At 71.7% G+C, this 18,621-nt stretch carries 19 protein-coding genes; 4 read left to right on the top strand and 15 right to left on the bottom strand.

The window, feature by feature from the left end:
- Positions 1 to 15 precede the first annotated feature (15 nt).
- The 5 genes from QO011_RS33070 to QO011_RS33090 all read right to left on the bottom strand — a co-directional run bounded on the left by QO011_RS33070 (position 16) and on the right by QO011_RS33090 (position 6,303).
- On the bottom strand, positions 16 to 2,058 hold the full coding sequence (locus QO011_RS33070; RefSeq protein ID WP_307282154.1) for an aldo/keto reductase: 2,043 nt from the start codon (positions 2,056 to 2,058) through the stop codon (positions 16 to 18).
- 10 nt (positions 2,059 to 2,068) lie between these two features.
- Positions 2,069 to 3,154 (bottom strand): ABC transporter ATP-binding protein, encoded by a 1,086-nt coding sequence (locus QO011_RS33075; protein WP_307282156.1) that lies wholly within the window; start codon positions 3,152 to 3,154, stop codon positions 2,069 to 2,071.
- An 11-nt stretch (positions 3,155 to 3,165) separates the two neighbouring features.
- Entirely contained in the window at positions 3,166 to 4,008 is an 843-nt protein-coding gene (locus QO011_RS33080; RefSeq protein WP_307282157.1) for a carbohydrate ABC transporter permease, read from the bottom strand.
- Positions 4,005 to 4,865: a carbohydrate ABC transporter permease gene (locus tag QO011_RS33085; protein WP_307282158.1), complete on the bottom strand. Its 861-nt coding sequence runs from the start codon at positions 4,863 to 4,865 to the stop codon at positions 4,005 to 4,007. The genes QO011_RS33080 and QO011_RS33085 overlap by 4 nt, the downstream gene beginning before the upstream one ends.
- Positions 4,866 to 5,016: 151 nt before the next feature.
- Positions 5,017 to 6,303 carry an ABC transporter substrate-binding protein gene (locus tag QO011_RS33090; protein ID WP_307282161.1) on the bottom strand — a complete coding sequence of 429 codons (1,287 nt, stop codon included), beginning with the start codon at positions 6,301 to 6,303 and terminating at the stop codon, positions 5,017 to 5,019.
- 87 nt (positions 6,304 to 6,390) lie between these two features.
- Here QO011_RS33090 and QO011_RS33095 point away from each other — a divergent pair, with 87 nt between their 5' ends.
- Complete coding sequence (locus tag QO011_RS33095; protein ID WP_307282163.1) at positions 6,391 to 7,368, top strand: helix-turn-helix domain-containing protein; 978 nt, start codon at positions 6,391 to 6,393, stop codon at positions 7,366 to 7,368.
- On the opposite strand, the gene QO011_RS33100 is transcribed toward QO011_RS33095, so the two are convergent.
- Positions 7,363 to 7,917, bottom strand: coding sequence for a P-loop NTPase family protein (locus QO011_RS33100; protein ID WP_307282164.1), 555 nt, complete (start codon positions 7,915 to 7,917; stop codon positions 7,363 to 7,365). The two genes, QO011_RS33095 and QO011_RS33100, sit on opposite strands and share 6 nt — an antisense overlap.
- Before the next feature lie 71 nt (positions 7,918 to 7,988).
- A complete protein-coding gene (locus QO011_RS33105) occupies positions 7,989 to 8,396 on the bottom strand; it encodes a rhodanese-like domain-containing protein (protein WP_307282166.1) in 408 nt (135 codons plus the stop codon).
- A 63-nt stretch (positions 8,397 to 8,459) separates the two neighbouring features.
- Here QO011_RS33105 and ftrA point away from each other — a divergent pair, with 63 nt between their 5' ends.
- From ftrA to QO011_RS33120, 3 genes are all read left to right on the top strand, one after another.
- Positions 8,460 to 9,533 carry a transcriptional regulator FtrA gene (gene ftrA / locus QO011_RS33110; RefSeq protein WP_307282167.1) on the top strand — a complete coding sequence of 358 codons (1,074 nt, stop codon included), beginning with the start codon at positions 8,460 to 8,462 and terminating at the stop codon, positions 9,531 to 9,533.
- Positions 9,534 to 9,817: 284 nt separating this feature from the next.
- The gene (locus QO011_RS33115) at positions 9,818 to 10,306 is read left to right on the top strand and encodes an NUDIX domain-containing protein (protein ID WP_370882046.1); all 489 of its coding nucleotides are present in this window, start codon (positions 9,818 to 9,820) and stop codon (positions 10,304 to 10,306) included.
- Between the two features lie 207 nt (positions 10,307 to 10,513).
- Positions 10,514 to 11,011 carry a GNAT family N-acetyltransferase gene (locus tag QO011_RS33120; RefSeq protein WP_307282168.1) on the top strand — a complete coding sequence of 166 codons (498 nt, stop codon included), beginning with the start codon at positions 10,514 to 10,516 and terminating at the stop codon, positions 11,009 to 11,011.
- 5 nt (positions 11,012 to 11,016) lie between these two features.
- Here the strand turns inward: QO011_RS33120 and QO011_RS33125 are convergent, their stop codons facing one another.
- From QO011_RS33125 to QO011_RS33160, 8 genes are all read right to left on the bottom strand, one after another.
- Positions 11,017 to 12,123 (bottom strand): SEL1-like repeat protein, encoded by a 1,107-nt coding sequence (locus QO011_RS33125; RefSeq protein WP_307282169.1) that lies wholly within the window; start codon positions 12,121 to 12,123, stop codon positions 11,017 to 11,019.
- A gap of 74 nt (positions 12,124 to 12,197) precedes the next feature.
- A complete protein-coding gene (locus QO011_RS33130) occupies positions 12,198 to 13,415 on the bottom strand; it encodes a CCA tRNA nucleotidyltransferase (RefSeq protein WP_307282170.1) in 1,218 nt (405 codons plus the stop codon).
- Complete coding sequence (locus QO011_RS33135) at positions 13,412 to 13,675, bottom strand: DUF6111 family protein (protein WP_307282173.1); 264 nt, start codon at positions 13,673 to 13,675, stop codon at positions 13,412 to 13,414. The genes QO011_RS33130 and QO011_RS33135 overlap by 4 nt, the downstream gene beginning before the upstream one ends.
- Positions 13,675 to 14,316, bottom strand: coding sequence for a CoA pyrophosphatase (locus tag QO011_RS33140; protein WP_307282174.1), 642 nt, complete (start codon positions 14,314 to 14,316; stop codon positions 13,675 to 13,677). Before QO011_RS33140 ends, QO011_RS33135 begins: the two co-directional genes overlap by 1 nt.
- A 35-nt stretch (positions 14,317 to 14,351) precedes the next feature.
- The gene (locus tag QO011_RS33145; protein ID WP_307282176.1) at positions 14,352 to 15,335 is read right to left on the bottom strand and encodes a threonine ammonia-lyase; all 984 of its coding nucleotides are present in this window, start codon (positions 15,333 to 15,335) and stop codon (positions 14,352 to 14,354) included.
- A 44-nt stretch (positions 15,336 to 15,379) separates the two neighbouring features.
- Positions 15,380 to 16,738: an MFS transporter gene (locus QO011_RS33150; protein ID WP_307282177.1), complete on the bottom strand. Its 1,359-nt coding sequence runs from the start codon at positions 16,736 to 16,738 to the stop codon at positions 15,380 to 15,382.
- A 101-nt stretch (positions 16,739 to 16,839) separates the two neighbouring features.
- Positions 16,840 to 17,535: a Crp/Fnr family transcriptional regulator gene (locus QO011_RS33155; protein ID WP_307282178.1), complete on the bottom strand. Its 696-nt coding sequence runs from the start codon at positions 17,533 to 17,535 to the stop codon at positions 16,840 to 16,842.
- 114 nt (positions 17,536 to 17,649) lie between these two features.
- Positions 17,650 to 18,597: a formylglycine-generating enzyme family protein gene (locus tag QO011_RS33160; protein ID WP_307282179.1), complete on the bottom strand. Its 948-nt coding sequence runs from the start codon at positions 18,595 to 18,597 to the stop codon at positions 17,650 to 17,652.
- Positions 18,598 to 18,621: the final 24 nt, after the last annotated feature.

An 18,621-nucleotide genomic window follows, 5' to 3' on the forward strand; every position in this document is an offset into this window, starting at 1 on the left:
GCATCGAGCCGCTCCTCAATCCCCGCCTGCCTCCAGCCAGCGCACCTCGTCCGGCGTCAGGGCGATGTCGAGGGCTGCGATGCTGCTGTCGAGCTCGGCGAGGGTGCGCGGGCCGATCAGCGGCACCACCGGGAAGGGCTGGTGCAGGACATAGGCGAGGGCCACGTGGATCGGATCCTTGCCGAGCCTGCGGGCGAGCGCCACGGCGCGGTCGCGGCGGGCGAAATTTTCCTCGCTGTACCAGACGCGGACCATCTCGGCATCCCCGCGCCCGTCGCGGCCGGCGCGCTCGGTGAAGAAGCCGCGCGCCTGGCTCGACCAGGCGAAGTTCGGGATCTGGCGCGCCTTGAACCAGGCCTTCCAGGCTTCGTCCGAGGAGGAGACGCAGCCGGCCCAGATCACGTCCTGCATCTGCGCCAGGGCGAAATTGTTCGACAGGGCGCCGGGCCTTTGCCGCCCGGCGCGCTCGGCATAGGCGATGGCCTCGTCCATGCGCTCGCGCGTCCAGTTGGAGCCGCCGAAGAGGCCGCGGATGCGGCCGGCCCGCACCTCGGCGTCCATCGCGTCGACGAATTCGCCGACCGGCACGTCCGGATTGTCGCGGTGCATGAAATAGACGTCGACATGGTCGGTCTTGAGCCGCTCCAGGGTCTGGGCGAGCTGGCGGCCGATCACCTCGGGATAGCACAGCGGCGTATGCGCGCCCTTGCCGATCACCACGGCCTCCTCGCGCACGCCGCGGCTGGCGAGCCATTCGCCGAGCAGCGTCTCGGTATAGCCGGAGGCATAGATCCAGCCGGTGTCGAACAGGTTGCCGCCCGCCTCGAAGAAGGCGTCGAGCAGGATTGCGCCGGAGGAGAAGCTGCGGAAATCCTCAAAGCCCAGCGCGACGACCGAGGCTTCGCGCGCCAGCCCGGCGAGGCGCCGCCTGGGGATGGCGCCGCCGCGCTTCAGCGGTGCGCCGGAGATGGTGGCGGTGCGGCGGGAGGCCTTCTCGATGTCGTATTCGAGGCCGGCCGCGGCGCGCCAGCGGTCGAGGACACGCAGATTGCCGAGCGTGTCGGCCCAGCTCATGCCGGGCGCGGCGAGCTCCTGCGCCCCGGCGCGGATCGCCTCGGCCGCGGCGTCGGCCTCGAAGGCATAGAGCCAGCCGGGCTCGTCGACCTCGACCGTGCGGGCGCCACCGTCCCGGCCGACGATGTCGATGCGCCCGACGCCGCCCTGCTTGCCGCCGGCGAACCAGAAGTCCCTGACCTCGATCCGCCCCTCGGTGCCGAAGATGCGCAGCACGTTGTCCTGGGCGAGCGAGATCGAGCAGGACACGTCGGCGATGATCCCGCCGGGGAAGGTCAGGACCGCCGAGGCCCATTCGTCGACGCCGGAACGGCCGAGACGGGCGGCGCCGGCAACCGCGACGGGATCGAGGAAGGGCCGGCCCGTGGCTGCGCCGGCGATCAGCCGCGCCATCGACACGGGATAGCCGCCGACGTCGAGGATGCCGCCGCCGGCGAGGTCGTTGGCATAGAGGCGGTGCTCCGGCGCGAAGGACGGCATGGCGAAGCCGAAGCTGGAGCGGATCAGGCGGACCTCGCCGACGGCGCCGGCGCGGACGAGCTCGACCAGCCGAGCCGTCTGCGGATGGCTGCGATACATGAAGGCCTCGGCCATGAAGGTGCCGGCCTTGCGCGCTGCGTGGAACATGGCGTCGGCCTCGAAGGCGGTGAGGCCGAGCGGCTTTTCCACCAGGACGTGCTTGCCCGCCTCGGCCGCCCGGATGGCCCAGGGCGCGTGGAAGGGATGGGGCGTGGCGACATAGACGGCCTCGACCTCCGGATCGGCCAGCAGGGCCTCGTAGCCGGCCAGGATGCGGGCGCCGGGAAAATCCGCGGCGAGTCCGGCCTTGCCGGGGTCGCGGGTGGCGATGGCGACCAGCCTGCCGGTCCGCGAATGGGCGAGGCCGCCGGCAAAGGCCTTGGCGATGCCGCCGGGGCCGATGATGCCCCAGCGCAGGATGTCTTGGGTCACGGCGATGTCCTCTTCAAAGACCGGTTCTTTCATGGCGCTGCGATCAGCGCAGGCGTTGGCCCGCGCCGTCGAACAGCAGGGCGACGTCGGCGGGGATGGCGACGGTGAGGCTGTCGGCGCCGCCGCTGCGGCGCTGCTCGTCGCGCTCGACGACGATCTGCTCGCCGGCGGCGCTGGCGTAGACGTAGCTGGTGGAGCCGAGATGCTCGACCACGTCGATCCCGAGCGTGAGATCGGCCGCTCCCTGGCCGGGCGCGGCGAAATGCTCGGGGCGGATGCCGAGGCTCAGGCGGCTGCCGCGCTCGGGCGGCGGGCCGGCCAGCGCCTTGGTCAGGCGCAGGCCGGCATGGTTGACGAGGGCGAGCGTCACCGTGCCCGCACCGGCGTCCACCACCTCGGCGGCGAGGAAGTTCATCTTCGGCGAGCCGACGAAGCCGGCGACGAAGCGGTTGGCCGGGTCGTCGTAGAGCTCGAGGGGGCGGCCGATCTGCTCGACATGGCCGTCCCGGAGCACGACGATGCGGTCGGCGAGGGTCATCGCCTCGGTCTGGTCGTGGGTGACGTAGATCATGGTGGTGCCGAGCTCCTTGTGGAGCCGGGAGAGCTCGACGCGCATCTGCACGCGCAGCTCGGTGTCGAGGTTGGAGAGCGGCTCGTCGAACAGGAACACGTCGGGCTCGCGCACGATGGCCCGGCCGATGGCGACGCGCTGGCGCTGGCCGCCGGAGAGCTGGCGCGGCCGGCGCTGCATCAGGTCGGCGATGCGCAGGATCCCGGCGGCGCGCCGCACCCGCCGCTCGGTGTCGGCCTTGGGGTTGCCGGTCATGCGCAGGCCGAAGGAGAGGTTCTGCTCGACCGTCATGTGGGGGTAGAGCGCGTAGGACTGGAACACCATGGCGACGCCGCGCTCGCTGGGCTCGACATCGTTGACCACCCGGCCGCCGATGGCGATCTCGCCGCCGGAGACGTCCTCAAGCCCGGCGATCATGCGCAGCAGCGTGGACTTGCCGCAGCCCGAAGGCCCGACGAACACCACGAACTCGCCGTCCTCCACCGCCAGGCTGGCGCCGTGGATGGTCTCGAAGGCGCCGTAGCGCTTGACCACCTTGCTGAGCGAGACCCCTGCCATGCCCCGCGCTCCTATTTCACGGCGCCGGCGGCGATGCCGGCGACGAAATGGCGCTGCAGAGCCACGAAGACCACCAGCATCGGCGCGGTGAGCATCACCGCCCCCGCCATGATGCCGCCCCAGGAGACCTTGGTGAGGCCGACCAGGCCGCCCAGCGCCACCGGGGCCGTGAACATCTCGCGATTGGTGCTGATCAGCAGCGGCCAGAGGTAGTTGTTCCAGGAAGCCAGGAACAGGATGATCGAGAGCGCCGCCAGGGCCGGCCGGGCGAGCGGCAGGGCGATGAAGAGATAGATCCGCCATTCCCTCACGCCCTCGACGCGGGCGGCGTCGAAGAGGTCGGCGGGCATCATCGCGAAGGCCTGGCGCATGAACAGGACGCCGAGCGAGTTGAACAGCGGCGGCACGACCAGGCCGATCCAGCTGTTGCCGAGCCTGAAGTCGCGCACCACCATGATGAATTGCGGGATGACCACCACGAAATAGGGCAGGGTGATGGTGCCGAGGATGATGCCGATCACCAACGGCTTGCCGACGAAGTGGTAGCGGGCCAGCGCCCAGCCGGCCATGGAGGTCAGGACCACGGAGAGCAGCGTGTAGATCGTCGCCACCGCGATGGAGAGCCCCAGGGCGCGGACGAAGTCGGTGTCGTGCTGCAGATTCTCGACGTTGGCAAGGAACTGGTCGGAGGGCATGAGCTGCAGGCCCGGGCCGAACAGGCCGGTGTCGGGCAGTGTCGCGGTGACGAACATCATCCACAGGGGGAACAGCCAGATCAGCGCCAGCGGCGCCAGGACGGCGTGCAGGGCGATCGAGCGGAGCCGCGCCGCGGCGGCCTTGCTGCGCGCGGTCATTGCGGCTCGCGCCCCAGGCGCATGTTGAGAAGCGAGATCAGGGCGGCGAGCCCCGCCATGGTGTAGGCGATGGCCGAGGCATAGCCGAAGTTCAGCGAGGTGAAGCCCTGGCGGTAGAGGAACAGGCCGAGCGTCTCGGTGCCGCCGCCCGGCCCGCCGCGATTGGTGATGAGGAAGGGCTCGGCGAAGAGCTGCATGGTGCCGATCACCGACAGCACGATGCAGAAGACGATGATCGGGCGCAGCAGCGGCAGGGTGATGTGGAGGAACTGCCGGAGCTTCGACACCCGGTCGAGCGTCGCCGCCTCGTAGACGTCCTCCGGGATCGCCTGCAGCCCGGCCAGGATCAGGATGGCGTTGTAGCCGGCCCAGCGCCAGGTGACGGCGATGATCAGGAGCGTCATGGCCCAGGGCGTCTCGGAGAACCAGGCGATCGCGGGCAGGCCGACGAGGCCGAGCAGCTTGTTGATGACGCCGAACTCGACGTTGAACATCAGCCGGAACAGGGCGGAATAGGCGACCTCGCCGACCACGACGGGGGCGAAGAAGGCGAAGCGGAACAGGCCCCGCGCCTTCAGCATCGGCGAGTTCAGCAGCACCGCCATGACGGTCGCCAGCGCGATCATGACAGGCACCTGGATCACGAGGATCAGCAGCGTGTTCTTCAGGGCGTTGTAGAAGGCGGGGTCGTGGACGAGCCGGCCCCAGTTGAACAGGGGATCGACTTTCCACGGCGTGCTGCGGGTGTTCTGGAACGAGATCAGCAGCGAGTTGACGACCGGCCAGATCCAGAAGGCGGCGAACACCAGGAGATAGGGCGCGAGGAAGCCGTAGGCACTCCGGTTGCGCAGGCGCATCGTCGAGGGGTCTCCTGGCTTCTGCGGGATGCTCCGCCGGCATCGCCGGGAGGTGGCGATGCCGGCGGGCGCGCCGGCTGCGACGCTGAAGGCGTCGGCGGCCGGTGCGAAGGATGAGGCGGGCAGGCGGTGCTGCCGCCGGCCCTGCGCCTCACGGAGCGACGGGCAGGCCGGTGGCGGCGGCGATCTGGTTGGCGGCGTCGTCGAGCGCGGCCTTGGCGTCGGGATAGCTTCCGGCCAGGAACTTGGTCTGGACCGCGCGGACGACGCTCTCGGCGTCGTTCTGGAACTGCGTGCCGTGGGTCGGATGGATCTTGGGGAGCGTCGCCAGGATGTCGGTCCAGATCTTCTGGCCGCCCCAGTAGGGTTGCGGCTGGGAGACAAAGGGGTCTTCCAGCGCGCTGAGCAGGGAGGGCACCAGGCCATAGGCCTTGAGCATGGTCACCTGGCCTTCATTGGTGGCGAGCGTGTATTTCACATAGGCGTAGGCGGCTTCCTTGCTCTTGGAGCTGGCCGAGATGGCGAGCGAGGAGCCGCCGATATTGGCCGCGCGTGCGCCGTCGGCGGTCACGCCCGGCATGGGATAGACGCCCCATTGGCCCGCCAGCTTCGGCGCGTTGGTGCGGATCGTGCCCTCGTACCAGCCGCCATACATCTGGGTGGCGACGGTGCCGGCGCCGTTGGCCGCCACCTTCTCGTCCCAGTTGGCGGGGGCGAGCAGGCCGGCATCCTTCATCTTCCTGATCGCGGCGAGGGCGGCGACGCAGCCGGGCTGGGCGACGGCGACCGCCTTGCCGTCGGCGGAGAAATAGCCGCAGCCCTGCTCGTTGGCGATCATCCGGAAGAATTCGCTGTCGCCGTTGAAATTGGCCTCGCTCATGACCACGCCGGGATTGGCCGCCTGGATCTTCTTGCCGGCGGCGATGAAGTCGTCCCAGGTCTTGATCGAGGCCGGGTCGACGCCGGCCTTCTCATAGAAGTCGCGGCGATAGAACATCATCACCGGCCCGGAATCCCAGGGCATGGCGTAGACCTTGCCGTCGTGCTCGAGCTCGGCGCGCTTGAAGTCGGGGAACCTGGCCGCGTCCTCGGCGCCGTAGCCGAGGGTCTTGAGGTCGGCGAAGCAGTCGGGGAACTGGGTCCAGTAGCTCTCGGCCTTGTAGTTCTCGATCGAGATGATGTCGGGCAGGCCCTCGCCGCCGGCGGCGCAGGCGGCGATCGACTTGTCGTAGACCGGCTGGTTGCCGATATCCTCGACGGTGACCTTCACGTCGGGGTAGAGCTTGTTGAAGCCTTCGACGGTCGCCTTGAGCGAGGAGGCGGCGATGTCCCAGCTCCAGATGGTGATGCTGCCCGAGGGCTGCGCCGTCGCGGTGCCCGCGGCGGCCAACAGGGCAGCAGCGGCGCACAGGCTCGTGTGGCGTAGCGCGATACGCATGGCGTTCTCCTCCCGTCCTTATTTGGCTTTTGTACCAGCCGGCAGTAGCTTAGCTTCGATTTCCAGCCAGTCCGCGAAAACGGGAACATGAATTCGGCGGAAAGTAAGGTGGCCGGCAGGCCGGTCTACCAGCCCGGCGAAGGCGGCGTCGAAGGACGGCCGACCCGGCTGCAGATGTTCCATGCGGTGCCGCTGGTCATGGCCAAGCCGCATTGGCACGCCCAGGTGGAGGTCAACTTCATCGCCCGCGGCGCCGTGCACTACCGCATGCACACCCATGAGATCAGCCTCGGCACCGGACAGATCTGCCTGTTCTGGGGCGGGCTGCCGCACCAGATGGACGACCTCACCGACGATGCCATCTACGCCGGCGCGCATCTGCCGCTGATCCATTTCTTCCGCCTGAAGCTGCCCGAGGCGGTGCCGCGCCGGCTGATGCAGGGGGCGACGCTGGTGACCGGCAGCACGGATGCCTCGGACCAGCACAATTTCGAGCGCTGGAACCGCTATGCCCGCTCCGGCGATCCGGTGAAGGCGCAGCACGCGGTCGACGAGCTCCTGCTGCGGCTGGAGCGGGTGCGCTTCGAGCCCTACGACCTGGTGCCGGCGCAGCCCCGGTCGGCGCCGTGCGAGGAGGGCGACCAGCAGTCGACCCGCAAGGTCGGGCGGATGTGCGACTACATCGCCGACAACTTCCTCAACGACATCGATTCGATCGACATCGCCGGGGCGGCGGAGCTGCATCCCAAATATGCGATGGCCATCTTCAAGCGCGCGACGCGCATGACCATCAATGAATATGTCAGCCTGCTGCGGCTGAGCTATGCGCAGGCGCTGCTGCTGCGCGACGATGCCAATGTGCTGCGCGTCGCCATGGAGAGCGGCTTCGGCTCGCTCAGCGCCTTCAACAAGCTGTTCCGCAAGGTGGCCGGCATGTCGCCGTCGGATTTCCGCCGCGATGCCGACAGCCTGCCGCAGCCGCGCCGCGGCCGGCGCCCCCCGGCGCGGTCCGGGCTGGCGGCCGGGCCGGGCGCGGCGCTGCCGAGCTGGCCTCCGAACTCATGAGCATCCTGCCCCGGACCGGGCGGAGCGGGGCGCGGCGCCGGGCTCGTCCCGGCCGACGGAGCGCAGGAAGGCGGCGGCCTCCGTCGGGCTCCTGAGGACGATCAGCCGGCCCTCGAAAGCGGCGAGCGACGCCAGCACGCGCGGGCGCTGGTCGCGGTTGAAGCGCGCGACGTAGCGGATGAAGGAGAGCGTCAGGCGCTCGGGGCAGCCCGGCGTCATGTCGTGGCGGGTGTGGCCGAACCATTGCACGGCGCGGCGGCACACCCGCCACAGACATCGCCAGGCCGGGAAGTCGAAGAACACCACCGTGTCGGCCGCTGCCACGCGCGGCGCGAGCGTGCGGGTGTAGTTGCCGTCCATGACCCAGGCCGGCCCGGCGGTGAGCGTCTGCACCGCCGCGCCCCATTCGTCCTCCTGGCGCGGGATCCAGCCCGGCCGCCAATAGTGCTGGTCGAGGTGGATCAGCGGCAGGCCGCTGCGCTCGCTGAGCTCGCGCGCGAGCGTCGACTTGCCGGCGCCGGAGCAGCCGATGATCAGGACCCTCTGCATGCCCCCCTTTTACCATGCGTCGCCCGCCGGCCCGAAGCCCCCGGGGCGGGCGGGGGCTGCGCGTTCTCGCCTCAGGCGGCCGGGCCCGCCCCTTCGAAGGCGAAGCCCTCGTCCGCCCAGCCCGTGATGCCGCCGATCATCACCTTGACCGGCAGGCCGAGCCTGGCCAGGCGCAGGGCGGCCTTGTCGGTGCCGTTGCAGTGCGGACCGGCGCAGTAGACGACGAACAGCGTGCCGACCGGCCACTCCGCCATGCGGCCGGCCGTCATCTTGCCGTGCGGCAGGTTGATCGCGCCGGGAACATGCGCGCGAGTGTAGAGGGCGGGGCCGCGCACGTCGAGCAGCACGAAGTCGGCCGAGCCCGTGCGCAAGGCCTCGTGCACGTCCCAGCAATCGGTCTCGAAGGCGAGGCGGCGGGCATAGTGGGCGGCGACCGCCTCGGGAGAGGCGGCAGGGATCTCGGTGACGCGGCTCGGCATGGCTGGCTCCTCTTGGAACGGTGCGAGCATGGCGGCTGGGATCGCGCTTGCCCATTGGCCGGAATGCCAAGTAACGTCGAGATCGTGCCAACCGCTCCGCCCGCCCCATCCGGTCCCCTGGTCGCCGTGCTCGCCTATGACGGGCTGTGCACCTTCGAGTTCGGCATCGCCTACGAAGTGTTCGGGCTGCCCCGGCCGGAGATGGGTCCGGACTGGTATCGCTACCGCGTCGCCGCGATCGAACCGGGGCCGCTGCGCGCCGCGGGCGGGCTGACGGTCCATGTCGACGATGGCCTGGAGATTCTCGAGGAGGCCGACCTCGTCGTCGTCCCCGGCTGGCGCGGCATCGACGCCGCGGTGCCGGCGCACCTGGTCGCGGCGCTGCAGCGGGCGCAGCGGCGCGGGGCGCGCATCCTGACGCTGTGCTCCGGCATCGTCGTGCCGGCCGCGGCGGGGCTGCTGGCCGGGCGGCGCGCCACCACCCATTGGCGCTACGTGCCGCACGTCGCGGCGCGCTTTCCCGACATCCTCCTCGATCCCGACGTGCTCTATGTCGACGCGGGCGACGTGCTGACCGCGGCGGGCAGCGCCGCCGGCATCGATCTGTGCCTGCACGTGGTGCGGGGCGATTTCGGCCCGGACGCCGCCAACGGCGTCGCCCGCCGCCTGGTGGTGCCGCCGCATCGCGAGGGCGGCCAGGCTCAGTTCATCCTGGCGCCGGTGCCGCGGGAGCGCGAGGGCGCGCGCCTCGGCCCGCTGATCCACTGGATGCGCGAGCGCCTCGACCGCGACCAGCCGGTGCGCCTGCTCGCCCAGCGGGCGGGCATGAGCCTGCGCACCTTCCAGCGCCGCTTCGAGGCGGCGACCGGGCTGCCGCCCGGCGAATGGCTGCTGCAGGAGCGCCTGCGCCACGCCCGCGACCTGCTCGAGCGCGACATGCGCGCCACGCTCGACGACGTCGCCGCCGCCAGCGGCTTCGGCACGCTCGCGACCATGCGCCACCATTTCCGCGCCCGCCTCGGCACCAGCCCGGGCGCCTATCGCGAGCGCTTCGCGCTGCAGCCGCCGCAAAAGAAAACGGCGCCGCACGAGGCGGCGCCGTTTCGCAAAGGGGTGGATGCGTTCAGTGGGCGCTGAAGGTCATCAGGGCCAGCGCGCTGCGCGCGGGGCTGGCCTGCTGACGAATCCTCGCGGCGGCCACGAGCATCCGGAGAAAGGCGATCATTGTCTCGAACCAGGGCCGGCGGCCCCTTGGTCTCCTCTATTGATGGCGCTCCTATAGCTCAGCCGAGAGACTAAGGCCAGCTTGCCCGGGCGGCGGGGCGCGCTGGACAGCCATGCGGGCGGCGCAGAGGGCTTCGACGAAGTTTTATCGCCGCGAGAGAATTGCAGGATAGGACGCTCTTCTTTAAATCTTCGCCATGCGCTTCAAGGAAACGACCTTTCGCCAGCGGCTGGGACGGCTGATGATGCCGTTCTTCATGATTTATTTTCGCCTGCACCGCGGCATGACCTTCGGGGTGCGCGGCGCCGTGCTCGACGGGGAGGGGCGGGTGTTCCTGGTCAAGCACACCTATGTTCCCGGCTGGTACCTGCCCGGCGGCGGTGTCGATCCCGGCGAGACGGCGGAGGAGGCGCTGGCGCGCGAATTGATGGAGGAGGGCAATATCCGCCTCACCGGGCCGGCCGAGCTCCAGGGGCTGCACCTCAACCGGGAGGTCAGCCGGCGCGACCATGTCGCCTTCTACATCGTGCGCGCCTTCGAGCAGACCGCGCCGCGCGGCGCCGACGACGAGATCGCCGCCTGCGGCTTCTTTCCGCTCGACGCCCTGCCGGAGGACGCCACGGCGGCGACGCGGCGGCGGATCGACGAGATTGCCGGCCGGCGCCGGCCCGACGGCTCCTGGTAGGGCGCACCGACCGGGCCGCGGCCGCGCGCCCCGTGCCGAAAGGCACCGGCCGGGCCTTCCAAGCGGCGGCGGACCGTGCTAAGCGGCGCGCCATGTCGATTTTCCGCTCCCAGCGACGACGAGCCGCGGGCAGGACCCGCACTCCTCAGCACGCCTGACCGGCAGCGCCGGCCGGGCGCGACCCGCTTCCGACCGGACCCGACACGAATGCCCGACATCCCCATCGACCTGTTGACCGAGCGGCCCGAGGACGGCCCGGCCATCGACAAGCTGCACGAGCGCGCCTTCGGCCCCGGCCGCTTCGCCCGCACCGCCTTCCGCCTGCGCGAAGGCGTGCCGCCGCGGCTGGACCTTTCCTTCGTGGCTCGGGTCGGGTCGATGATCGTCGGCTCGAACCGCCTGACCCCGATCGCTATCGGCGGCCACCCGGCGCTGCTGCTCGGACCGCTGACCGTGGAGCCGGCCTTCCGCTCGCGCGGCATCGGCATGGCGCTGCTGCAGACCTCGCTGGAGGCAGCGGCGGCAGACGGGCACCGGCTGGTGATCCTGGTCGGCGACGAGCCCTACTACGGCCGCATCGGCTTCCGGCGGGTGCCGGTGGGCCAGGTGACGCTGCCCGGCCCGGTCGACCCGCAACGCCTCCTGGTCAAGGAACTGGCCGAGGGAGCTTTCCACGGCGTCGCGGGCATGGCGCGGGGACGCTGAGGGAGCTACTGCCCGTCGTCGGCATCGGCGGTCTTGGCGTCGTCCGAGCTCTCCGCGTCCTCCGCCTTGTCGCGCCAGGACTGGGCCTGCGCCGCGTCCCGGGGCACGCCCCTGCCGGCCTCGTAGAGCGCCGCCAGGTTGAGCATGGCCTGCGCATTGTTCAGGCCCGCCGCCTTTTCGTAGAGCGCCTTCGCTTTCGCCAGATCGGCGGGAACGCCGAGCCCGTGCTCATAGGCCCAGCCGAGATTGTCGGTGCCGGCGGCATCGCCCGCCTGCTCGGCCTTGCCGTAGAGCTCGAACGCCTCCTTCTCGGATTTCGGACCGCCGCGGCCGTCGAGATACATGTTGCCGAGGGCGGAGAGCGCGCCGGTGTTGCCGGCCTCGATCGCCTTGCGGTACCAGGCGCGAGCGGCCATCGGGTCGGCCGGCACACCGGTTCCGGCCTCGTAGACGGCGCCGAGATTGTACATCGCCTGCGCCTGGCCCTTGGCCGCCGCCTCCTCGTAGAGGGCCTTGGCCCGCTTCGGGTCGCGGGCGACGCCGGCGCCGGTCTCGTAGGCCCAGCCGAGATTGGTGGTGCCGTCGGCATCGCCGGCCTCGTGCGACCTGCGGAGCAGCGCGAAGGCTTTGGCGTCGTCCTTCTTCACGCCTTCGCCATCGGCATAGAGCGCGGCCAGGTTGTTCATGGCCAGCGGCAGGCCGGCGTCGGCGGCCCGGCCGTAGAAAGCGATCGCCTTGGCGAAATCCTTGTCCACGCCCTCGCCGCGCTCGTAGAGCGCGCCGAGATTGTTGAGCGCATAGAGATGGCCGGCCGCGGCGGCCTTCCCGTACCAGGCGACGGCGTCCCGGGCCTTGCCGCCGGCCTCCAGCGCACGGCCGAGCTGGAAGGCGAAGCGCCGCACCTTGGGCTCCGCCGCCACGGCCTTGCGGCAGGCGGCGACCGCCGCCGGCGCCGCGATCGCCGCGAAGGCGACGCCGGCCACCCCGGCCGGCTTGTCGGGATCGGCGGGATAGCTCGCCAGGACGTCGCAATCCGTGGCGGCGGGCGCTGCCGCGGCCGGCGCGGCGAGGAGCGGCAGGAGCGCGGCGAGAGCGAGGGCAAGGCGGGACACGGCACCTCCTGCGGCAGACGACGGCAGCCCATCCTGACAGCGCGGGAAAGGCGTGGGGTTCCGCCCGGAACAGCTTACGCCGTGGCGTCGATGGCGGCGCGCAGGATCCGCTCCCATGCCTCGGCGTCGGCGGGATAGTCGGCATCGATCCAGCGCCGCTCGGCCTCCTGCAGCACGCGGCCGAGCCGCGGGCCGGGCGCGACGCCGAGCCGCGCCGCCCGTGCCCCGCTGAACGGGCTCTTCGGCGGCGGCCAGGCCTCGGCCAGGTCGAGGACGGGCCGCCATCCCGCATCGCCGGAGCGGGCCCATGCCAGCAGCACGGCATCGCGGAAATCGGCCTCCCGCAAGCGGTAGAGCAGGTCGCGGGCGGGTTTTCCGGCCAGCGGGGCGCGGAGCCGCTCGCCGGTCGCCGCCATGACCTCGAGCCGTCGCGCCTCCGCATTGGCGAGGCGCAGCCGTTCGGCGAGGCGGGCGGCGTCCTCGCGCACGAACAGGGCCAGGGCGCCGAGGCGGCGCACCGGGTCCGGCGCCAGCCCCCGTGCCGCCTCCAGCGCCGCGAGGCGACGGAACGCCGCGACGCGGGCGACGCCGCCGAAGAGGGCGAGGAGGAAGCCGGCCCCGTCCATCTCGGCCAGCACGTCGCCGGCACCGGGGGCGAGGAGGAGCTTGATGAGCTCGGCCCGCACCCGCTCCCGCGACAGCAGCGCGAGGCCGCCGCGCCCGCGCACGGCAGCGGCCATGGCCGTCGCGTCGACCGGGCCCTCGCCGAAGCGGGCGTGGAAGCGGAACAGGCGCAGGATGCGCAGATAGTCCTCGGCGATGCGCCTGTCGGCATCGCCGATGAAGCGCACCCGCCGCGCCGCGATGTCGGCGAGGCCTCCGGCATAGTCGTGCACCGTGCCCTCGCGCGACAGCGACAGGGCGTTGATGGTGAAGTCGCGGCGCAGGGCGTCGGCGGCGAAGTCGCGGCCGAAGCGGACCACGGCATGGCGGCCGTCGGTCTCGACGTCCTGGCGCAGCGTCGTCACCTCGAAGGCCTGGCCGCCGGCAATCACGGTGACCGTGCCGTGGTCGATGCCGGTCGGCACCACCTTCCAATGCGCCGCCGTGCAGCGCTGCACGACGACGTCGGGCGTCGCCGTCGTGGCGATGTCCCAGTCGGCCACCTGCTCGTCGAGGAGGGCGTTGCGCACCGCGCCGCCGACGACGCGCGCCTCCTCGCCGTCGTGGTCGAGCGCGGCGAGGACCGTGCTGAGCGGGGGCTGTGCCAGCCAGGGGAAGCGGGGCGTCATTGCATCGTCGGCTCGACCAGCTTGCCGTTCTCCAGATGGGCGGGGACATAGACGCTGCCGGCCGGAGCGCCGCCGAAATGGCCGACCAGGCCGAGGCCGATCCCGGTGGTCACCAGGGCGCCGAGGAGCAGCCAGAGCAGCGGCGCGTTGCGCCAGGCCCGGCGCTCCATCGGATTGATTCGCTTCATCGCGAGCCACAGCGCATAGAGCGCGAAGGGGATCAGGAAGAGCAGCAGCTCGTAGAGCAGGGGCCGCGCCATCACGCATATATCCGATCGTACAGGGTCCGCAGGATGCCCGCGGTCACGCCCCATATATAGCGGTCCTCGAACGGCATTGCGTAGTAGCTGCGCATGGCGCCGCGCCATTCCCGGCTCTCGCGCCGATGGTTGGCCGGATCCATCAGGAAGGCGAGCGGGCATTCGAAGGCCTCGTCCACCTCGGCCGGGTTGAGCGTGAGCGCGAATCCCGGGGCGATCAGCGCCACGACGGGCACGACGCGAAAGCCCGAGGTGGTGAGATAGAGGTCGAGATAGCCGAGCGGCGCGACATGGGCCGGGGGAAGGCCGATCTCCTCCTGCGCCTCGCGCAGCGCCGCGGCGAGGGGGCCGTCGTCGCCCGGATCGATGCGCCCGCCGGGAAAGGCGATCTGGCCGGAATGGCTGCGCAGCGCCGTCGAGCGGCGGGTGAGCAGCACGGTGGCTCCATCGGGGTGCTCGACCACGCCGATCAGCACGGCCGCGGGCTTGCCCGGCCCGGCCGGCGCCTCGGCGGCGAGATCGGGCGAGAAGCTGTGGTCGCCGATGGCCGGCGCCTCGGCCTCGGCGCCGACCGGCGGCGGCGCGGGCCGGAGCCGGCGCCGGGCCCGGGCGAGGAAATCGGCGAGGAACGGATCGGGCATGGGATCGTCCGGCGTCGGCTGGCCGGGGCCGGCGCTCACCGGCCCGCGATCGTGGCGGCGTAGAGCGCCGGATCGACATTGCCGCCGGAGAGCACCAGCGCCGTGGTGGCGCCCTCCGCCCGGAAGCGGCCGGTCAGCACGGCGGCGAGGGCGACCGCGCCGCCGGGCTCGACCACCAGGCGCAGCTCGGCAAAGGCATAGGCCATGGCGGCGCGCACCTCCTCGTCGCTGACGGCGAGGCCGCCGGCGAGGAGGCGGTGGTTGATCGGGAAGGTCAGGGCGCCCGGCGTCGGCGACAGCAGCGCGTCGCAGATCGAGCCGGCGAGGCTCGGATTGGTCAGGCGCTCCCCGGCGACGAGGGAGCGCCCGGTGTCGTCGAAGCCGGCGGGCTCCACCGCGGTGACCCGGGTGGGCGGGCTGAGGGCGTGGAGCGCGCTGGCGACGCCGGCGATCAGGCCGCCGCCGCCGCAGGGCGTCAGCACGTGGTCGAGCCCGGCGTCGAGCTGCCGGGCCTGCCGGGCGAGCTCGCTGCCGATCGTACCCTGGCCGGCCATGATCATCGGGTCGTCGAAGGGCGGCACCAGCACCGCCTGCCGCGCCTCGGCGAGGCCGCGCGCCATGGCGGCGCGATCGTCGGTGTGCCGGTCGAACAGCACGATCTCGGCGCCGAAGGCCCGGGTGCGCTCGATCTTCACCGCCGGGGCGTCCTGCGGCATGACGATCACTGCCGGCATGCCGAGCTCTGCCGCGGCGGCGGCCACCGCCTGTCCGTGATTGCCGGAGGAGAAGGCGACGACGCCGTTGCGACGCTCGGGCCCGGCGAGGCTGGAGAGCTTGTTGAAGGCGCCGCGGAACTTGAAGGAGCCGGTGCGCTGCAGCACTTCCGGCTTGACCAGCACCCGGCCGCCGGCCCGCCGGCTGAGGTCGCGGCTCTCCAGGAGCGGCGTCGTCACGGCATGTCCGGCGAGCCGGCGTTCCGCCGCTTCGATGTCGGCGAGGGGGATCGGTGCGGCGTCCATGACGGCTTCCATTGCTGTGTCGCGCCCGGACGGCCCGGGTGCCCTCAGTTGATAGCAGAGACCGGCCGGCCCCGCAGGGCGCTGACGACGGCGCCGGCCGCCGACAGCGCCACCCCGACCAGGATGGCGGCATAGGCCTGGTCGCGGCTGCCGGCGAGAGCGAAGATCACCGCCGCCAGGGCCGCGCCCATGGACTGGCCGAGCAGGCGCGCCGTCGACTGCATGCCGCTGGCCCCCCCGCTGCGCTGGGGCGGGGCCGAGGTGATGATGGTCTTGTTGTTCGGCGACTGGAACAGGCCGAAGCCCAGGCCGCACACCGCCAGGCGCCAGGCGATGTCGGCCAGGGCGGGATGGGCCGGCAGCAGCACCAGCAGCACCAGCCCGACCGTCATCACGGCGAGGCCGAGGCCGCCGAGCAGCCCGGCGGGATAGTGGTCCGACAGGCGGCCGGCGATCGGCGACATCAGGGCGGTCGCCACCGGCCAGGGCGTCATCAGGAAGCCGGTCGCCACGGCGGAGAGGCCGAGCTGGTTCTGGAAGTAGAAGGGCAGCGACACGTAGAGCAGCATCTGCGACCCGAAGGCGCAGATCGAGGTCGCCATCGACAGCGCGAAGATCGGGATGCGCATCAGGTCGACCGGCAGCAGCGGCTGCGGCATGGCGAGCTGGCGGCGGGCGAGCACGGCGCCGAAGGCGGCGGCCGCGACCAGGGGCAGCCAGGCCGGCGCCGGGCCGCCGCCGCGGCCGATGCCGTCGACGCCGTAGATCAGCAGGCCGAAGGTCGCGGCGCTGAGGACGGCGCTCACCACGTCGAAGCGGCCGCCGGAGCGCGGCGTCAGCGGCAGGGTGCGCGAGGCGACGGCGAGGGCCAGCACGCCGAGCGGCACGTTGACCAGGAACAGCCATTGCCAGGGCGCGACGGCGAGGATCGCGGCGCCCACGGTCGGGCCGGCGGCGGCCGAGACCGCCACGACGAGCGCCGTGTTGCCGACGCCGCGCCCGATCATCGCCGAGGGATAGATGAAGCGCACCAGGGCGATGTTGACGCTCATGATGCCGGCGCCGCCGAGCCCCTGCAGCGCCCGCGCCGCCGTCAGCATCGAGAGCGAGGGCGACAGGGCGCAGAGCAGCGAGGCCAGGGTGAACAGCGCCAGCCCCCAGCAATAGATGCGGCGATAGCCGAAGATGTCGCCGAGCGAGGCCAGCGGCAGGAGGCTCATGGTGACGGCCAGCTGATAGGCGTTGACCACCCAGATCGCCTCGGGGGCCTCGACGTGGAGGTCGCGCGCGATCGAGGGCAGCGCCACGTTGACGATGGCGCCGTCGAGCACGGCCATGGTCAGGGCGATGGCGACGGCCAGGAAGGCCCAGGCGCGCTGCGGGTGGGGAAGTCCATCGGGCATGGCGGGGTCTGCATTCGCGGCCGGTGCCGGCGGCCGGCCCGGGGGAAGACAGCTATTACGATACGATTCGTCTTGAAAGCAAGGCGGCCGCCCTCGTGACCCTACGGCGCCGGCCCCCCGGAGGCGGGCTGGCGATTCGCGCCGGCGAGCTTGCGGGCCAGCGCCTCGCCGATGACCCGGTGCACGGCCGAGGCGAGGGTCGGATCGGCCTTGGCGGCGTCCTGCAGCCTGGTGCGGTCGATGGCGATCACACGCGTCGGCCCCTCGCAGCTCACCGATGCGGTGGCGGGCGCGGCGGTGAGGAAGCCGACCTCGCCGACGAGCTCGCCCGGGCCGAGATGGGCGACGAGCCGCTCGTCGATCCGCACCTCCGCCCGTCCCTCGCAGATGAGGTAGAGCGCGCCGATCGGCGTGCCCTGCACGGCCAGGAGCGCGCCGGGCGCCAGATCGTACCAGGCGCCGGCCTTGACGATCTCGGCGATCTGGCCGTCGTCGATGCCCGGGAACACGGCGCGCAGCAGCCGCAGGTCGGGCAGGGCCCTGACCCGGCTGCGGGCCCGGTGGAGAGCCCAGATGCGCCAGAGATTGATGGCGATGAAGGCGACGTCCCAGCCGATCGCGGTGATGAGGTCGTCGCCCGTGTTGAGGAAGTAGACGATCTCGATGAGCATCGACACCGTGGCCAGCACCCGCAGCCACAGCATGCTCGTCACCAGGAAGGAAAAGGCCATGATGACGTAGGAGCAGTTGCCGAGCAGGTCGTTCCACCGGATGGCTGAGATCAGCGTGCCGAGCATGATCGCCTCGCGAGCCGCGTCGCGGCGGCCGGTCGCGGCCGCGCCGACGGGCGGTGCGCCAGCTTCGCACAGGCAAGGCGATTGTCCACCGCGGCCGGAGCGCGCGGCGGGCGCTCAGCCCGGCGCGCCGGCGGCGGGCAGGTCGCGCACGACGCGGAAGCCGATATCCGGGCCGCCGGTGAACGGCTTGGTGTTCCAGCGCTTGCCCGAGCGCAGGAACCAGGGCACGTCGCTCCAGGCGCCGCCGCGCCGGACGCGCTCGTCGCACTTGCCCTCCCGCATCGGCGAGCCGTCCGCGGGCACTTCCACATAGGTCTTCTTGTAGCAGTCCTCGGTCCACTCCCAGATGTTGCCGTGGACCTGGTAGAGCCCGAACCGGTTGGGGCGGAAGCTGTCGACCGGCAGGGTCCCGGTCGAATCCTCGCCGCGCGGGCCGCTGCCGTAGGGGATGGACGCCTTGTAGTTGGCCTGCGCCGGCGAGATGGTCCGGCCGAACCAGAACGGCGTCCTGGTGCCGGCGCGGGCGAAATATTCGCGCTCCGCCTCGGTCGGCAGGCGGTAGGTCCGCCCGGCCGTGCGCGACAGCCAGGCGAGATAGGTCTTGGCCTCGTCCCAGTTGACGTCGATCACCGGTCGCCGGCCGCGTCCGAAGCCGCGATCGTCCGGCTTGGCCGGGCAGGCGCCGGCGGCGGCGCAGGCGTCCCACTCGTCGAAGGTGACGGCGAATCGCCCGACGGCGAAGGCGGCAGGGATGGTGACGGCGTGCTGGGGATGCTCGTCCGCGTCGGCATCCGGCTCGTTCGCCGGCGTGCCCATGACGAACTTGCCGGGCGGCACGACCACCATCTCCGGGCAATGCTCGCATTCGCGGAAGCTGTCCCGCGGCTTCAGCGCCTGCTCGCGCTCCGGCGTCAGGGGCGTGAAGCCGGGCGGGAAGATCTGAACGGGCCCGGCCTCGCTGGCCGGCGCCCTCGGACCTTCGGCGGCCGACGCAGGGCCGGCGCAGGCCAGCAGCGCTGCGAGGGCGAGGCCACGGAGGAGGGGACGGGCGATGGTCGACATGCGGCGGGGCTCCGGCACGTGGAG

It is taken from the genome of Labrys wisconsinensis (assembly GCF_030814995.1).
Classification (GTDB): Bacteria; Pseudomonadota; Alphaproteobacteria; order Rhizobiales; family Labraceae; genus Labrys; species Labrys wisconsinensis.

Excerpts from the sequence above, each read along its gene's own strand:
- QO011_RS33070 (WP_307282154.1), bottom strand. The coding sequence starts at position 2,058 with ATGAAAGAACCGGTCTTTGAAGAGGACATCGCCGTGACCCAAGACATC.
- QO011_RS33075 (WP_307282156.1), bottom strand. The coding sequence starts at position 3,154 with ATGGCAGGGGTCTCGCTCAGCAAGGTGGTCAAGCGCTACGGCGCCTTC.
- QO011_RS33080 (WP_307282157.1), bottom strand. The coding sequence starts at position 4,008 with ATGACCGCGCGCAGCAAGGCCGCCGCGGCGCGGCTCCGCTCGATCGCC.
- QO011_RS33085 (WP_307282158.1), bottom strand. The coding sequence starts at position 4,865 with ATGCGCCTGCGCAACCGGAGTGCCTACGGCTTCCTCGCGCCCTATCTC.
- QO011_RS33090 (WP_307282161.1), bottom strand. The coding sequence starts at position 6,303 with ATGCGTATCGCGCTACGCCACACGAGCCTGTGCGCCGCTGCTGCCCTG.
- QO011_RS33095 (WP_307282163.1), top strand. The coding sequence starts at position 6,391 with ATGAATTCGGCGGAAAGTAAGGTGGCCGGCAGGCCGGTCTACCAGCCC.
- QO011_RS33100 (WP_307282164.1), bottom strand. The coding sequence starts at position 7,917 with ATGCAGAGGGTCCTGATCATCGGCTGCTCCGGCGCCGGCAAGTCGACG.
- QO011_RS33105 (WP_307282166.1), bottom strand. The coding sequence starts at position 8,396 with ATGCCGAGCCGCGTCACCGAGATCCCTGCCGCCTCTCCCGAGGCGGTC.
- ftrA (WP_307282167.1), top strand. The coding sequence starts at position 8,460 with ATGCCAAGTAACGTCGAGATCGTGCCAACCGCTCCGCCCGCCCCATCC.
- QO011_RS33115 (WP_370882046.1), top strand. The coding sequence starts at position 9,818 with ATGCGCTTCAAGGAAACGACCTTTCGCCAGCGGCTGGGACGGCTGATG.
- QO011_RS33120 (WP_307282168.1), top strand. The coding sequence starts at position 10,514 with ATGCCCGACATCCCCATCGACCTGTTGACCGAGCGGCCCGAGGACGGC.
- QO011_RS33130 (WP_307282170.1), bottom strand. The coding sequence starts at position 13,415 with ATGACGCCCCGCTTCCCCTGGCTGGCACAGCCCCCGCTCAGCACGGTC.
- QO011_RS33135 (WP_307282173.1), bottom strand. The coding sequence starts at position 13,675 with ATGGCGCGGCCCCTGCTCTACGAGCTGCTGCTCTTCCTGATCCCCTTC.
- QO011_RS33140 (WP_307282174.1), bottom strand. The coding sequence starts at position 14,316 with ATGCCCGATCCGTTCCTCGCCGATTTCCTCGCCCGGGCCCGGCGCCGG.
- QO011_RS33145 (WP_307282176.1), bottom strand. The coding sequence starts at position 15,335 with ATGGACGCCGCACCGATCCCCCTCGCCGACATCGAAGCGGCGGAACGC.
- QO011_RS33150 (WP_307282177.1), bottom strand. The coding sequence starts at position 16,738 with ATGCCCGATGGACTTCCCCACCCGCAGCGCGCCTGGGCCTTCCTGGCC.
- QO011_RS33155 (WP_307282178.1), bottom strand. The coding sequence starts at position 17,535 with ATGCTCGGCACGCTGATCTCAGCCATCCGGTGGAACGACCTGCTCGGC.
- QO011_RS33160 (WP_307282179.1), bottom strand. The coding sequence starts at position 18,597 with ATGTCGACCATCGCCCGTCCCCTCCTCCGTGGCCTCGCCCTCGCAGCG.